We start from the raw sequence: 14,546 nt of genomic DNA, 5'->3' as shown, positions 1-14,546 counted from the left end.
GCGACCGACGGCGTACGGGTGTACGGACGCCTGACGTACGCCGCTTGGTTGCCAGGGTGCGCCCGCGCGGTGTGGGCGAGGCGCGCCCGCGCGGGCCGGAACGGGTGCGCCCGCGCGGGCCGGAACGGGTGCGCCCGCGCGGGCCGGAACGGGTGCGCCCGCGCGGGCCGGGCGGGTCAGGCGACGGCGGGGAGGTCCTCTCCTATGAAGGTGCGCCACAGGGCCGCGTACTTGCCGTCCAGGCGCAGGAGTTCGTCGTGGGTGCCGTCCTCGGCGACGCGCCCGTGGTCCATCACGATCACCCGGTCGGCGCGGGCGGCCGTGGTCAGCCGGTGGGCGACGACGAGGGTGGTGCGGCGGCCCGCGAGCCGGTCCGTGGCCTGGTTGACCTGGGCCTCGGTGGCCAGGTCGAGCGCGGCCGTGGCCTCGTCGAGCAGCAGCACGTCTGGGTCGACGAGTTCGGCGCGGGCCAGCGCGATCAGCTGACGCTGCCCCGCGGAGAGGTTGCGGCCGCGTTCGGCGACCTCGTGGAGGTAGCCGCCCTCCAGGGTGGCGATCATCTCGTGCGCGCCGACCGCCCGGGCCGCGGCCTCGACCTCCGCGTCGGTGGCGTCCGGGCGGCCGTAGGCGATCGCGTCGCGGACGGTGCCCGGGAACAGGTACGCCTCCTGCGGTACGACACCGAGCCGGTGCCGGTAGGCGGTGAGGTCGAGGTCCCTCAGGTCGATGCCGTCGGCGGTGACCCGCCCGCTCGTCGGGTCGTAGAAGCGGGCGACCAGCTTGACCAGGGTGGACTTGCCCGCGCCGGTCTCGCCGACGAAGGCGACGGTCTGTCCGGCGGGGATGACGAGGTCGATGCCGCTCAGCGCCTCCTCGCCGTCGCCGTAGGCGAAGTGCACGTCCTCGAAGGCGATCTCGCCGCGCAGGGACGGCACGTCGAGCGGCTCGTCCGTCTGCTGCGTCGAGGTCGGCTCCCGCAGCAGCTCCTGGATGCGGCCCAGCGAGACGGTCGCCTGCTGGTAGCCGTCGAAGACCTGGGACAGCTGCTGCACCGGCGCGAAGAACAGGTCGATGTACAGCAGGTACGCCACCAGGGAGCCGATCGCGAGCGTCCCGGCGTCGACCCGCGCGCCGCCCACGACGAGGACGGCCGCGGCGGCGATCGAGGACAGGAACTGCACGAACGGGAAGTACACCGAGATCAGCCACTGGCCGCGGATGCGCGCACTGCGGTAGGCGGCGCTGCGCTCGGTGAAGCGGCGCTCGCCCTCCCGCTCGCGGCGGAACGCCTGCACGATCCGCAGGCCGGACACCGACTCCTGGAGGTCGGCGTTGACCGCCGACACCCGCTCGCGGGCCAGTTCGTAGGCCTTGACGCTGGCCCGGCGGAAGAAGAACGTGGCGATGATCAGCGGGGGCAGCGTGGCGAAGACGACCAGGGCGAGCCCGACGTCGATCACCAGCAGGGCGACCATGATGCCGAAGAAGGTGACCACCGAGACGAACGCCGTGACCAGGCCCGTCTGGAGGAACGTGGACAGGGCGTCCACGTCGGTCGTCATCCGGGTCATGATCCGGCCGGTCAGCTCGCGCTCGTAGTAGTCCAGGCCGAGGCGCTGGAGCTGGGCGAAGATCTTCAGGCGCAGCGTGTACAGGACGCGTTCGCCGGTGCGGCCGGTCATCCGGATCTCGCCGGTCTGCGCCGCCCACTGGGCGAGCACGGTGACCAGGCCCAGCAGCGCCGCCGCCCACACCGCGCCGAGGGCGGCCTGGGTGACGCCCTGGTCGATGCCGTGCCGGATCAGCACGGGCAGCAGCAGGCCCATCCCGGCGTCCACGGCGACCAGGCCGAGGCTGATGAGCAGGGGGGTGCGGAAGCCGCGCAGCAGCCGGCGCAGGCCGTAGGAGTCCTCGGGGCGGACGGCGCGTTCCTCGTCGATGTCGGGGACGTCGTCGGCCGGGGGCAGGGCGTCCACCTGGGCGAGGAGTTCGGGGGTGGCCGGGGCGTCAGCCAGGGCGGTGTCGCGGGGTTCGCGGTCGCCGGTCCACAGGCGGGGGGTGACCCCGCGTTCGGCGTCGAACTCGGCGTCCAGCTCGGCGCGGACGGAGGTGTCCTCCTCCGGGGTCTGCGCGGGCGGGGTGTGGCCCGGGGAGACGGCGCCCAGTTCGTCGGGGTCGGTGAGGAGCCTGCGGTAGAGGGCGGAGCTCCGTTGGAGTTCGTCGTGGGTGCCGATGTCGGCGAGCCGGCCGTCCTCCAGGACGGCGATGCGGTCGGCGAGGTTGAGGGTGGAGCGGCGGTGCGCGATGAGCAGGGTGGTGCGGCCCTCCATGACGCTGCTCAGCGCCTCGTGGATCTCGTGCTCGACGCGGGCGTCCACGGCGGAGGTCGCGTCGTCCAGGACCAGCAGGCGCGGGTCGGTGAGGATCGCGCGGGCCAGGGCGACGCGCTGGCGCTGGCCGCCGGAGAGGGTCAGTCCGTGCTCACCGACGGTGGTGTCGTAGCCGTCGGGCAGTTCGCTGATGAAGCCGTGGGCCTGGGCGGCGCGGGCGGCGGCGGTGATCTGTTCGTCGGTGGCGTCGGGCCGGCCGTACGCGATGTTGTTGCGGACGGTGTCGGAGAAGAGGAAGGAGTCCTCGGGGACCAGCCCGATCGCGGCGCGCAGGGACGCGGTGGTCAGTTCCCGCACGTCGTGGCCGCCGACGAGGACGGCGCCCCGGGTGACGTCGTAGAAGCGCGGCAGGAGCAGGGAGACGGTGGACTTGCCCGAGCCGGAGGCGCCGACGACGGCGAGGGTCTCGCCGGGGCGGATCTCGAAGGACAGTCCGTCCAGGACCGGCCGGTCGGGGTCGTAGCCGAAGGAGACGTCGTCGAACTCGACGGTGGCGGGCGCGTCGGCGGGCAGGTCCTTGGTGCCGTCGGTGAGCGACGGCTCGGTGTCGATCAGGTCCAGGACGCGTTCGGTGCCGGCGCGGGCCTGCTGGCCGACGGTGAGCACCACGGCGAGCATCCGGACCGGGCCGACGAGCTGGGCGAGGTAGGTGGAGAAGGCGACGAAGGTGCCGAGGGTGATGTCGCCGCGCACGGCCAGCCAGCCGCCGAGGGCGAGCATCGCCACCTGGCCGAGGGCGGGCACGGCCTGGAGGGCGGGGGTGTAGAGGGAGTTCAGCCGGACGGTGCGCATCCGTCCGGCGAACAGCCGCCGGCCGACCTGGCGCAGCTTGCCGGTCTCCTGCTCCTCCTGCCCGAAGCCCTTCACCACGCGGACGCCGCTGACGGCGCCGTCGACGACCCCGGCGACCGCGCCGGCCTGGGCCTGCGCGTACCAGGTGGAGGGGTGGAGCCGGGTGCGGCTGCGTTTGGCGATCCACCACAGGGCGGGGGCGACGGCGAGGGCGACGGCCGTCAGGGGCAGCGACAGCGCCGCCATGATCACCAGGGAGATCGCGAACAGCAGGAGGTTGCCGATGGTCATCGGCAGCATGAAGAGCAGGCCCTGGATCAGCTGGAGGTCGCTGGTGGCGCGGCCGACGACCTGCCCGGTGGACAGCTCGTCCTGGCGTCTGCCGTCGAGCCGGGTGATCGTCCCGTACATGTCGGTGCGCAGGTCGTGCTGCACGTCGAGGGCGAGCCGGCCGCCGTAGTAGCGGCGGATGTAGGTCAGGACGTAGACGACGGACGCGGCGCCGACGAGCAGTCCGGCCCAGGTGGTCATGTCCCTGGTCTTGTCGCCGATGACGTCGTCGATGATCACTTTGGTGATCAGCGGCACCAGCGCCATCACGGCCATGCCGCCGAGGGAGGCGCCGAGGGCGAGGACGACGTCCTTTCGGTGACGCCAGGCGTACCCGGTCAGTCGTCGTGCCCATCCCCGTTGCGGTGTCACGCGGGTGCCCTCCGATCGTCCCTGATCTTCCGCACAGCACCAACGCGGGCGCCGGCGGATTTCATCCCTCCGTGACACTCGGGCGCCCACGGGTCACCGTCCGGGGCCGGCCGGCGGGACGGAGCGTCGGTTTCCCGTCACGCAATCGCCACGTTCCCTCCACTCGTCGTCTCGCATGTGCATGTCACTCTCTCGGGTATCCCCACAGTGCAACCCGCGTAGATGGGACCCCCACATGCTCGCGATACGCAACCGCCGCCGGAAGGCGGTGGCCCTCGCCACGGCCGCCGTGCTGGCCGGTCTGACCGCCCCCGCCCTGACGGCCGGCACCGCCACGGCCACCACCACGACGGCCGCCCCCCACGCCGCCGCCTACGACGACGCGTACTACGACGACGCCGCCGGCAAGACCGGTGACGCCCTCAAGGACGCCCTGCACACGATCATCAGCGACCAGACCAAGCTGTCGTACTCGGCGGTCTGGGACGCCCTGAAGGTCACCGACCAGGACCCGGGCAACAGCAGCAACGTGATCCTGCTGTACTCCGGTATCTCCCGCAGCAAGTCCCTCAACGGCGGGGACACCGGCGACTGGAACCGCGAGCACGTGTGGGCCAAGTCCCACGGCGGCTTCGGCACCTCCACCGGCCCCGGCACCGACATCCACCACCTGCGCCCCTCCGACGTCCGCGTCAACAGCGTGCGGGGCAACAAGGACTTCGACAACGGCGGCAGCGCCTTCACCGACAGCGGCGGCAGCCTCACCGACTCCGACTCCTTCGAACCCCGCGACGCCGTCAAGGGCGACGTGGCCCGCATGATCTTCTACATGGCGGTCCGCTACGAGGGCACCGACGGCTGGCCCGACCTGGAGGTCAACGGCCAGGTCAACAACGGCAGCACCCCTTACATGGGCAAGCTCTCCGTCCTGAAGGCCTGGCACCAGCAGGACCCGCCGGACTCCTTCGAGAAGCGCCGCAACGACGTCATCCACGACTCCTTCCAGCACAACCGCAACCCGTTCATCGACCACCCGGAGTGGGTCGAGTCGATCTGGTAGCCGTCCGCCCGCCCCTGCTCTCCGCGACCCGGCACACGCCGGTCAGTGCCTCGCGCATCCGGGCGAGCAGGAACCGCAGCTGCTCCGGGGTCGTGCGGCGGTCCGCCAGCAGGTCCGCCGCATGGCCGAGCAGGTCCGCGGCCATCGCGAGCAGGGTCTCCTCGACCGTGTCGGCGTGACGGGACGCCCTCCCCGTACCGTCGGTGATCAGATAGCACGGCTTGCCCTCCTCCCCGGTCCACGGCAGCAGCCGCACCTCGTCCGCGTCGCGCCCGTCGCTCCTCACGCCGTCACCTCCACGCCGTGGAGGACGCGCGGCCCGACGTCGATCCCGTGCACGGCGAGCCACAGCGCGCGGCGCCGGGCACGCTGCCGCCGGGCCTCCTCCTTGCGCTCGTGCGCCAGGAGGTACGGGCGGACCAGCGCGTTGTCCTCGCCCCGCAGCGGAGGCGGTGCCGGCCTGCCGGCGGCCTCCCGGCCCGGGGCGGGGACCGCGCGGTGACGCGGAACGGCCCCTCGTCGGTGCCGTCCCCGCGCCGGGAACAGCAGCCGCAGCAGCGGCGCGAGGAGGGAGGCGGTGGCTTCGGTCATGTCGTCCGTACCCCTGGATGCGTCGAGGACCACGCCCGGGCCGTCATGGAGACACCCCGAGCGGGAGATCGCCTTGCGTAGCGATCCACTCACAGACTGGAAGCGGCGCGGCTAGGCTCGCCAGAGGGTTCGTGGTGACAGAGCACCTGTCACATGGGGGTTGACGCGATGGGCAGCATGTACGGGGACTGGCTGAAGGACCGGCGCGAGACGGCCGGCCTCACGCAGCAGCAACTGGCCGACATGGCGATCATGACGCGTTCGCACATCGCGCACATCGAGGCGGGCCGCCGGGTGCCGTCGAAGGAGGACGCGCGACGGCTGGACACGGCGCTGAACACGGGGAACGTGCTCAGCAGCTTTCTGCCCCGGCAGGAAGCCGCGGCGGCCGGCTACTTCGAATCAGTGCGGGTGCTCGAACAGCAGGCGGTGACCATCCGCGAGTTCGCGCTGTCCTACGTTCCCGGCATCCTCCAGACCGAATCGTACGCGCGTGCGGTTCTCCGGTCGGCGTTCCCTCCGTCATGGCGGAGCAGCTGAGCCACCTGGTCGGCCTGGCCGAGTCCGGGCGCATCCGTGTCCACGTGGTGCCCTTCGGCGTGGGCCTCCACCCCCTGCTGGACAGCATGCTGACGCTGATGTGGTTCGAGGACCAGCCGCCGGTCGCGTACAGCGAGGGTCTGCGGATGGGCCGCCTGCACGATTCGCCATCCGTGGTACGCGAGTTGCAGCACCGCTACGATCTCGCGCTGAGCGACGCGCTGTCGCTGACGGACTCCATCGCCCTCCTCGGGGCCGTTGCGAAGGACCACGGAGACAATGGCTGATCACGTCATGACCCGGGCCGCCTCACCGAGCGGCTGGCGCAAGTCCTCCCACAGCGATCCGAACGGCGGCAGCTGCCTGGAGGTGCTGGACGGGGCCCCGGAGGGGATACCCGTGCGCGACTCGAAGGTCACGCACGGGCCGGTGCTGGTGTTCCCGGGCAGGGCGTGGGCGGCCTTCGTCACCCACCTCAAGAACTGAGACCCGGGCCCGCGGTGCGGGACCGCCGGGGCAAAGACGCACGCGCTGAGCTCACCCCGGCCCCATCCGCCCCTCACCCCGGGTACGGCGCCGCCTCCCGGGCCGAGCGCAGGGCTGACGTCCACCAGGACAGCTGGTCCAGCAGCTTCTTCGCGTAGCCCGGGATCTCCGGGTCGAGGGGGCGGCCGTCCTCCCAGGGCACCCGGTTCAGGGGGAGGGCGAGACCGTCGCGGAGGGTCACCGCGTGCAGCTCGGTCATCACGTTCTCCAGGTGCAGCACGGCGTGCCGTCCGCCCGCCGCGCCGCCGTAGCTGACGAAGGCCACGGGCTTCGCCGCCCACTGGGTGTAGTGCCAGTCGATGGCGGCCTTGAGCGACGCCGGGTAGCTGTGGTTGTACTCCGGCGTGACCATGATGAACGCGTCCGCGGCGTCCAGTGCCGCCGTGAGCGGGGCCATGGCGGCGGGGCGGGGGTAGGAGGCGCCGGCGACGCTCGGGTAGGCGTCCGGCAGGGCCGGCGGGAGGTCGAAGTCGGCGAGGTCGACGACCTCGACGTCGAAGGCGCCGTGTTCGCGCGCCTGTCCGGCGATCCACGAGCCCGCCACGGGACCGAAGCGTCCCTCCCGGACGCTGCCGACGACGACCACGAGCCTGTGCTTGGTGTTGATGTCCATGTCCTCCACCCTGGAACCGGCCCCGGGCGGCAGCCAGACCGCGTTCTGGCTGGCCCCGACAGGGCCACCCTGAGCACTTCGGGTGGGGCACTCCGGAGACCTATGCTCGCGGGCATGGGGACACCCTTGGGCGATTTCATCCGGGTCAAGCGGGACAGCATCCAGCCGGCGCAGCTGGGTCTGCCGGACCACGGCCGCCGCCGCTCGCCGGGCCTGCGCCGGTCGGACGTCGCCGTGCGCGCCGGGATCAGCGTCGAGTACCTGACCCGGATCGAGCAGGGCCGGGACCGCAATCCCTCGGTGGCGGTGCTGCACGCCCTCGGCGACGCGCTCGCCCTGAACACGGCGGAACGCGAGCACCTGCGCTACCTGGCGAAGGTGACCGGTGACGAGTGCACCGGGCGCCTGGGGCCCGAGCCCGCCCGCCGCGAGGTGCGCCCGTCCGTGCGGGAGACCCTCCGGCTGCTCGAACCGGGCATCGCGGTGGTCACCAACCGGCTGGGCGACCTGCTCGCATGGACGGCCGCCTACGAGGCGCTGGCCGACGGCACGGGGCTGCTGGAGGGGGATGCCCCGAACCTCACCCGGTACGTGTTCACCGACACCCGCGCGAAGACGTACTTCGCCGACTGGGAGACCGTCGCGGACGAGCAGGCGTTCGACCTGTGGCAGGGGCCGAGGGCGGAGAACGCGGAAGGGCTGGCGGCGGAGCTCGCACCCGCCGCCGGACCGGAGTTCACCGAGCGGATGAACCGCCACAAGGTCCCGGAGCGGGGCGTCCTGCGCCTGCGCCATCCCACCGCCGGCGACCTCCGCCTGCGCCGCGAACTCCTCGAACTCGCGTCGGACGCCCAGCTGTTGCTGGTCCTCCTCTCCGACGACGAGGCGACGGCTGCGGCGGTCAGCCGCCTCCGCGAGCAGACGGGCCACGGACGCCTGCGGGCGATCTCGTAGGGACCTCATCGCCCCGGTACGCCCGTGGACCGGCCGCCTCAGGGGGCAGGGCGGTCGCCGCCACCCGGGCCGCGGCTCAGGTCGACGACGCAGAAGATGTTGTCGTCCGGGTCGGCGAGGACGACGAAGTCGGGGTCCGGCGGGTAGAGGTCCCAGTCGACCAGGCGGGCGCCGAGACCGGTCAGCCGCCGCACCTCGGCCTGCTGCTCCTCCGCGGTGTCGGTGAACAGGTCGAGGTGAAGGCGAGGGTGCGGCTCGGCGGGCGACGCACTCCGCAGCAGCCCGAGCGCCTGGCCGGAGCCGTCGGCATGGTTGAGCGTCCGCCACGTCTCGCTCGACCACTCGTCGGCGACCACCAGGTCCAGGGCCTGCGTCCAGAAGGCCTCGGCCCGGTGGAGGTCGGTGACACCGATGACAGGGATTCCGATCCTCAGCATGCGGGCAGCCTACGGTGCGCCGCCGTTCCCTCCGTCCAGATGCGTCGGCGCGAACATGCGCAGGACCGCCGGGAGGACGACCACGGACGGGCCGGGGGCGGCCAGGGACTTCGCGAGGTCCCGCTCCAGCGATTCGGGCGTCGTGCGGACGCCCGGGACGCCGAAGGACTCCGCGAGGGCGACGAAGTCGGGGCGGGTCAGCTCCGTCGCCGTGGACGCGCCGAAGGTGTCGTTCATGTACTCGCGCAGGATGCCGTAGCCGCCGTCGTCGACGATCAGCCAGGTGACGTTCAGGTCGTACTGCCGTGCCGTGGCCAGCTCGGCGATCGAGTAGAGGGCGCCGCCGTCGCCGGAGACCGCCAGCACCGGGCGGGTGGGGTCGGCGACGGCCGCGCCGAGGGCGGCGGGGAAGCCGTAGCCGAGGCCGCCGGCGCCCTGCGCGGAGTGCAGGTGGTTGGGGCCCATGGCGTCGAAGGCGGACCAGGCCCAGTAGGCCAGGATCGTCATGTCCCAGAAGGAGGGCGACTGCCGCGGCAGGGCGCGGCGGACGGCCGTGAGGACCTGCTGCTCCAGGGTGAGGTCCTGGGCGGCGATGCGGGCGCGGACCCGTTCCAGCAGGGCGCGCACCCGCTCCGGGGCAGTCGCGTCCTCGCGGGGTTCCACGGTCTCCAGGAGCGCCTGGAGGGCGAGGCGGGCGTCGGCGTGGATGCCGATGCCGGGGTGGTTGGACTCCAGCTTGCCGAGGTCGGCCTCGATCTGGACGACCCGGCCGCGGGGCTTGAACGTGTGGTAGTTCGAGGAGAGTTCGCCGAGGCCGGAGCCGACGACGAGGAGGACGTCGGCGTCCTCCAGGAAGTCCGTGGTGTGCCGGTCCTCGATCCAGGACTGGAGCGAGAGCGGGTGGGTCCACGGGAAGGCGCCCTTGCCGCCCGGGGTGGTGACGACGGGCGCCTGGACGCGTTCGGCGAGCTGCCGCAGCTTGCCGGAGGCGTCGGAGCGGATCACCCCGCCGCCCGCGATGACCGCTGGGCGTTCCGCGGTGGCGAGCAGGTGCGCGGCGAGCGCGGTCAGCTCGGGGCGCGGGGGCAGCTCGTCGGGGGTGGCGTCCATCGCCGTCACCGCCGGCAGGAGGGTCTCGGCGAGCAGGACGTCCTGCGGGACCTCCACCCAGACGGGGCCGTGCGGGACGGTCAGCGCCGACTTCCACGCCTCGGTGACCGCCGACGGGATCTGGGAGGCCGTGCGCACGGTGTGGACGGACTTCACCACGCCGCGGAACGAGGCCGACTGGTCGGGGAGTTCGTGCAGGTAGCCGTGGCGGCCGCCGCCGAGTCCGGCCGTGGGGACCTGGCTGCTGATGGCCAGGACGGGGGCGGAGGCGGCCGCCGCCTCCTGGAGCGCGGCCAGCGAGGTGAGCGCGCCGGGGCCGGTGGACAGCAGCAGCGGGGCCGCCTCGCCGGTGATCCGGCCGTACGCGTCGGCGGCGAAGCCGGCGTTGTTCTCCACCCGCAGGCCGATGTAACGCAGGTCGGAGCGGCGCAGGGCGTCGAACATGCCGAGGGCGTGCTGGCCGGGCAGGCCGAAGACGGTGGTCGCGCCGAGCCCGGCCAGGGTCTCCACGACCAGGTCTCCGCCCGTGCGGCCGGGCGGCGGGTTCAGCGCCGCCTCCGTCTGCGCGGCGGTCGGGCGGAGCACCAGGTCGTGGTCGTGAGTCACTTCGCGCGGGCCTCTGCAATCTGGCGGGACATGATCGTGGTCAGCTCGTAGGCGGTGTGCGACGCGGCGACCGAGGTGATCTCCGCGTGGTCGTAGGCGGGCGCCACCTCGACGACGTCCGCCGAGACCAGGTTGCAGGATGCCAGGCCGCGCAGGATCTCCAGCAGCTCGCGGGAGGTCATGCCGCCCGCCTCGGGTGTGCCGGTGCCGGGGGCGTGCGCCGGGTCGAGGCAGTCGATGTCGATGGAGATGTACAGCGGGCGGTCGCCGATGCGCTGGCGGAGCTGGTCGGCGACCTCGTCGGCGCCGCGCCGGTAGACGTCGGCGGAGGTGACGATGCCGAAGCCCATCTTCTCGTCGTCGGTGAGGTCCTGCTTGCCGTAGAGCGGGCCGCGGATGCCGACGTGGGACAGGGCGGAGGTGTCGAGGATGCCCTCCTCCACGGCCCGGCGGAACGGGGTGCCGTGGGTGTACTCGGCGCCGAAGTAGGTGTCCCAGGTGTCCAGGTGCGCGTCGAAGTGGAGCAGCGCGACCGGGCCGTGCTTCTTGGCGACCGCGCGCAGCAGCGGCAGCGCGACGGTGTGGTCGCCGCCCAGGGTCATCAGGCGGGCGCCGGTGCCGAGCAGGTCGTCGGCGGCGGCCTCCATGGTCTCCACCGCCTCGTTGATGTTGAACGGGTTCACGGCGATGTCGCCGCCGTCCGCGACCTGGGCGAGGGCGAAGGGGGAGGCGTCCTGGGCCGGGTTGTAGGGGCGCAGCAGCCGGGACGCCTCGCGGATGGCGTTGCCGCCGAAGCGGGCGCCCGGCCGGTAGGAGACACCCGAGTCGAACGGTATGCCCACCACGGCGACGTCGGCGCGGCCGACCTCGTCCAGGCGGGGCAGCCGGGCGAAGGTCGCCGGCCCGGCGTACCGCGGGACGCGGGACGAGTCGACGGGCCCGCGGGGTGTCTCGTTGCTGCTCATGGAACTGCCTTCTTTCCTACGCTTCGTCGCGTATGTGATGTCTGCCCGCACGACTCTACTGGCCGGCGGGGACCCGTTCGGACACGGATTCGGTTCCGGTTGCGGGGGCGCGTCCGGCGACGCGTTCACGCCAGGCGGCGAGCACGGCCGCGTCGGTCGGCGGGGTCGCCAGGGAGACGACGACGTAGACGGCGAGGGAGGACAGCAGGCCGTAGAGGATCGGCTCGTTGGCGAGGACGCCGTACGTCGCCATCAGAACCACGACGGTGAGCCCGCCGACGGCGACGGCGGCGAGGGCGCCCTGGGCGGTGCCGCGCCGCCACAGCAGCCCGCCGAGGATGGGCACCAGCAGCCCGCCGACCAGCAGGTTGTAGGCGACGGTCAGGGCCTGCACGACGTCGTTCAGCGCGATCGCGGTGAGGATCACGGCGACGCCCATGAGCAGGATGAACAGGCGGTTGCCGCGGACCTCGTCGCGGTCGTCGCCCTGCGGGGCACGGGCGAGGCCGCGCAGCCGGGCCCAGATGTCGTTGTTGGCGACGGTGGCGCAGGCGATGAGCGCGCCGGAGGACGTGGACATCACGGCGGCGAGGGCTGCGGCCAGCACCAGCCCGCGCACCCCGAGGGGGAGTTCGTCCTTGACGACGGTGGCGAAGGCGTCGTCGGCGCTGGCCAGGTCGGGGTAGAGCACCTTGGCGGCGGTGCCGATGACGGCGCCGGCGAGGGCGTAGGCGAGGCAGTAGGTACCCGCGACGGTGCCGCCCCAGCGGGCGGTGCGGTCGCTGCGGGCGGTGAACACGCGCTGCCAGATGTCCTGGCCGATGAGCATGCCGAAGGTGTAGATCAGCACGTAGGTGAAGATCGTCTCGCCGCCGATGCCCAGCGGGTCGAAGTACTCGGTGGGCAGCTGCGCCTTCATCTCGGCGAAGCCGCCGGCCTTGACGACGGCGATGGGCAGCAGCAGGAGCAGCACGCCGATGGTCTTGACGACGAACTGCACCATGTCGGTGAGGGTGATCGACCACATGCCGCCGAGCGTGGAGTAGGCGACGACGATGGAGCCGCCGAGGACGATGGCGAGGGTGCGGTTCAGGTCGAAGAGGACGTCGAAGATCGTGGCGTAGGCGATCGTCGAGGTCACCGCGAGCATGAGGGTGTACGCCCACATGACGAGCCCGGAGATGACGCCCGCCCGGCCGCCGTAGCGCAGGTCGAGCATCTCGGAGACGGTGTAGACCTTCAGCCGGGCGATGCGGGCGGAGAAGAAGACCGACAGGGCGAGCAGGCCCAGGCCGATGGTGAAGACCATCCAGGCGCCGGACAGCCCGTACTGGTAGCCCAGGCCCACGCCGCCGATCGTGGAGGCGCCGCCGAGGACGATGGCGGCCATGGTGCCGGAGTACATGGCGGGGCCGAGCCGGCGGCCCGCGACCAGGAACTCGCTCTTGGACTTGGCGCGGCGCATGCCCCACCAGCCCATGGCCAGCATGCCGACCAGATAGACGACGATGACCAGGTAGTCCACGGCCATGCGGGGGCCTCCTTCACGCGGTACTCGGTGGCGTGTCGTGCAAGGGGAGTGGCCCGGCCGCTCGTCGCGGGGACATCCGCCCGTACCCACGGGCCGCCGGTCTGACCTGACCCTAGGTGGCCGGAAAGCGACTGCGAAGTGTACGTTTCATCCATTCGCAGCGAACGGGATGGAGGAAACGTCCACCATGCCGGACCCCACGGTTCCGCCCACCCCGCCCGTCCCCCTGGACGCCCTCCTGGCCCGCGAGGACCTGGGGCTGCGCCGCATCGCCGGGCCTGACGACCCGGACCTGGTCGTGCACTGGGTGCACACCTCGGAGATGGCGGACCCGTATCCGTACCTGCTGGGCGGCGAGCTGCTGCTGTCGGCCGGTGTGCACATCCCGGACGGGGCGGGGCCCGGCTACTTCGACGCGTACGCCTCGCGGATCGTGGCGGCGGGCGGTGCGGCGCTCGGCTTCGGCGTCGCGCCGGTGCACGACACGGTGCCGGACGCGCTGGTGGAGGCGTGCGCGCTGCACGGCCTGCCCCTGCTGGAGGTGCCGCCCCGGACCACCTTCTCCGGGGTGGCCCGCGCGGTGTGGCGGCTGATGGCGCAGGCACGGCTGGCGGAGCTGCGCCGGGTGACCGAGGCGCAGCAGGGCCTGGCGGCCGCGGCGGGCCGACCGGACCCGGTGCCGTCGGTGCTGCGGCGGCTCGCGGGCCGGCTGGACGGGTGGGCGGTGCTGTACGGCCCGGAGAGCACCCGGCTCGCGGCGGCCGGCCGGGAACCGGGCGAGGAGGTCCGCCTCGCGCTGGCCGGACTGGCGGCCGTGGTCCGGCCCGACGTCTCCCCCGGACGCGACCTGCCGGGCACCGCCCCCGGCGGGACGGGCCGGCCCGCCTCGGCCGCCGACACGGTCGCCGGGACACGGCTGACCACGTACGCGCTCGGGGCCGGCCGGGGCTTCGTGCTCGGGGTCGCCGCGCCGCGGCAGGAACCGGGCGACCACACCATCGCGTCCGTGGCCGCCGTGCTGCTGTCGCTGCTCACCGGCGAGCACCAGAGCGGGCGGGGCGCGGCCCGCTCGGCCGCGCTCGTGCGGCTGCTGCTGGGCAGCACGCCCGAGGACGTGGCCGGGCTGCTCGGCGGACAGCAGTGGCGGGTCGTGCACGCGCGGCCGGACGGGCCGGCCCCGGACCATGTGGCCGCCTCGGCGCTGGGCGCGGCGCTCGGCTCGGCGCTGGTGGACCCGGACGGGCGGACGGTCCGGGTGCTGGTGCCGGGCGACCGGGCCGTGGAGGCGCTGCCCGGCTGGACCCTCGGCGTCAGCGCCGCCGTCGGCCCGCGGGAGTGGCCCGCCGCCGACACCCAGGCGGCCCGCGCGCTGGCCCGGGCCCGCGCCACCCGCGAACCCCTGGTCCGGCACGGCGGGCGGCCCGCGCTGACCGACCTGGTCGCGGACCCGGACGCGGAGGCCCACGCCCGGGCGCTGCTGGCACCGCTCGCCGCCGTGCCCGCCCTCCCGGAGACCCTGCGCACCTGGCTGTCGCTGCACGGCAGTTGGGACCGCACGGCGGTGGCCCTGTCGGTGCACCGCAACACGGTCCGCCAGCGCATCGCCCGCTGCGCGGCCCTGCTGGACGCGGACCTGGACGACCCGGACGTGCGCATGGAGCTGTGGTTCGCGCTGCGCCGGGGCTGAGTACCGGCCCGAGCAGCCGGAG

General features: G+C 73.2%; 12 protein-coding genes and 1 pseudogene. 5 read left to right on the top strand and 8 right to left on the bottom strand.

Going from position 1 to position 14,546, the window contains the following annotated elements; translation table 11 throughout:
- Nucleotides 1-176: 176 nt before the first annotated feature.
- The gene (locus ACIRPP_RS20350) at nucleotides 177-3,884 is read right to left on the bottom strand and encodes an ABC transporter ATP-binding protein (RefSeq protein WP_403644541.1); all 3,708 of its coding nucleotides are present in this window, start codon (nucleotides 3,882-3,884) and stop codon (nucleotides 177-179) included.
- A 235-nt stretch (nucleotides 3,885-4,119) separates the two neighbouring features.
- Here ACIRPP_RS20350 and ACIRPP_RS20345 point away from each other — a divergent pair, with 235 nt between their 5' ends.
- Entirely contained in the window at nucleotides 4,120-4,944 is an 825-nt protein-coding gene (locus tag ACIRPP_RS20345; RefSeq protein ID WP_403644539.1) for an endonuclease I family protein, read from the top strand.
- On the opposite strand, the gene ACIRPP_RS20340 is transcribed toward ACIRPP_RS20345, so the two are convergent.
- Together ACIRPP_RS20340 and ACIRPP_RS20335 are read right to left on the bottom strand one after the other, a co-directional pair.
- Nucleotides 4,907-5,230 carry a hypothetical protein gene (locus ACIRPP_RS20340; RefSeq protein WP_403644536.1) on the bottom strand — a complete coding sequence of 108 codons (324 nt, stop codon included), beginning with the start codon at nucleotides 5,228-5,230 and terminating at the stop codon, nucleotides 4,907-4,909. The two genes, ACIRPP_RS20345 and ACIRPP_RS20340, sit on opposite strands and share 38 nt — an antisense overlap.
- Complete coding sequence (locus tag ACIRPP_RS20335; protein WP_403644533.1) at nucleotides 5,227-5,535, bottom strand: hypothetical protein; 309 nt, start codon at nucleotides 5,533-5,535, stop codon at nucleotides 5,227-5,229. The genes ACIRPP_RS20340 and ACIRPP_RS20335 overlap by 4 nt, the downstream gene beginning before the upstream one ends.
- A gap of 168 nt (nucleotides 5,536-5,703) precedes the next feature.
- Here ACIRPP_RS20335 and ACIRPP_RS20330 point away from each other — a divergent pair.
- Both ACIRPP_RS20330 and ACIRPP_RS20325 read left to right on the top strand, forming a co-directional pair.
- Nucleotides 5,704-6,362, top strand: a pseudogene (locus tag ACIRPP_RS20330) (Scr1 family TA system antitoxin-like transcriptional regulator).
- Nucleotides 6,355-6,561 carry a DUF397 domain-containing protein gene (locus ACIRPP_RS20325; RefSeq protein ID WP_403644530.1) on the top strand — a complete coding sequence of 69 codons (207 nt, stop codon included), beginning with the start codon at nucleotides 6,355-6,357 and terminating at the stop codon, nucleotides 6,559-6,561. The pseudogene ACIRPP_RS20330 and the gene ACIRPP_RS20325 overlap by 8 nt, the downstream one beginning before the upstream one ends.
- Nucleotides 6,562-6,634: 73 nt before the next feature.
- Here ACIRPP_RS20325 and ACIRPP_RS20320 read toward each other — a convergent pair whose 3' ends face one another.
- Entirely contained in the window at nucleotides 6,635-7,234 is a 600-nt protein-coding gene (locus ACIRPP_RS20320) for an NADPH-dependent FMN reductase (protein WP_403644527.1), read from the bottom strand.
- 114 nt (nucleotides 7,235-7,348) lie between these two features.
- Between ACIRPP_RS20320 and ACIRPP_RS20315 the strand changes: the two genes are divergently transcribed.
- Nucleotides 7,349-8,188 (top strand): helix-turn-helix domain-containing protein, encoded by an 840-nt coding sequence (locus ACIRPP_RS20315; protein ID WP_403644524.1) that lies wholly within the window; start codon nucleotides 7,349-7,351, stop codon nucleotides 8,186-8,188.
- A 38-nt stretch (nucleotides 8,189-8,226) separates the two neighbouring features.
- Here ACIRPP_RS20315 and ACIRPP_RS20310 read toward each other — a convergent pair whose 3' ends face one another.
- The 4 genes from ACIRPP_RS20310 to ACIRPP_RS20295 are packed head-to-tail and all read right to left on the bottom strand — an operon-like array spanning nucleotide 8,227 to nucleotide 12,837.
- Complete coding sequence (locus ACIRPP_RS20310; RefSeq protein ID WP_403644521.1) at nucleotides 8,227-8,625, bottom strand: VOC family protein; 399 nt, start codon at nucleotides 8,623-8,625, stop codon at nucleotides 8,227-8,229.
- A 9-nt stretch (nucleotides 8,626-8,634) separates the two neighbouring features.
- Nucleotides 8,635-10,341, bottom strand: coding sequence for a thiamine pyrophosphate-binding protein (locus ACIRPP_RS20305; protein ID WP_403644518.1), 1,707 nt, complete (start codon nucleotides 10,339-10,341; stop codon nucleotides 8,635-8,637).
- Nucleotides 10,338-11,306, bottom strand: coding sequence for an agmatinase (speB, locus tag ACIRPP_RS20300; protein WP_164334629.1), 969 nt, complete (start codon nucleotides 11,304-11,306; stop codon nucleotides 10,338-10,340). Before speB ends, ACIRPP_RS20305 begins: the two co-directional genes overlap by 4 nt.
- 55 nt (nucleotides 11,307-11,361) lie before the next feature.
- Nucleotides 11,362-12,837, bottom strand: a complete 1,476-nt coding sequence (locus ACIRPP_RS20295; protein ID WP_403644515.1) for a sodium:solute symporter — start codon at nucleotides 12,835-12,837, stop codon at nucleotides 11,362-11,364.
- Nucleotides 12,838-13,024: 187 nt separating this feature from the next.
- Between ACIRPP_RS20295 and ACIRPP_RS20290 the strand changes: the two genes are divergently transcribed.
- On the top strand, nucleotides 13,025-14,524 hold the full coding sequence (locus ACIRPP_RS20290) for a PucR family transcriptional regulator ligand-binding domain-containing protein (protein ID WP_403644513.1): 1,500 nt from the start codon (nucleotides 13,025-13,027) through the stop codon (nucleotides 14,522-14,524).
- The last annotated feature ends 22 nt before the right edge of the window (nucleotides 14,525-14,546 follow it).

This window comes from Streptomyces sp. NPDC101219, from assembly GCF_044767675.1.
In the GTDB taxonomy this organism is placed as follows: domain Bacteria; phylum Actinomycetota; class Actinomycetes; order Streptomycetales; family Streptomycetaceae; genus Streptomyces.
This window is presented reverse-complemented; position numbering and strand designations above follow the sequence as displayed.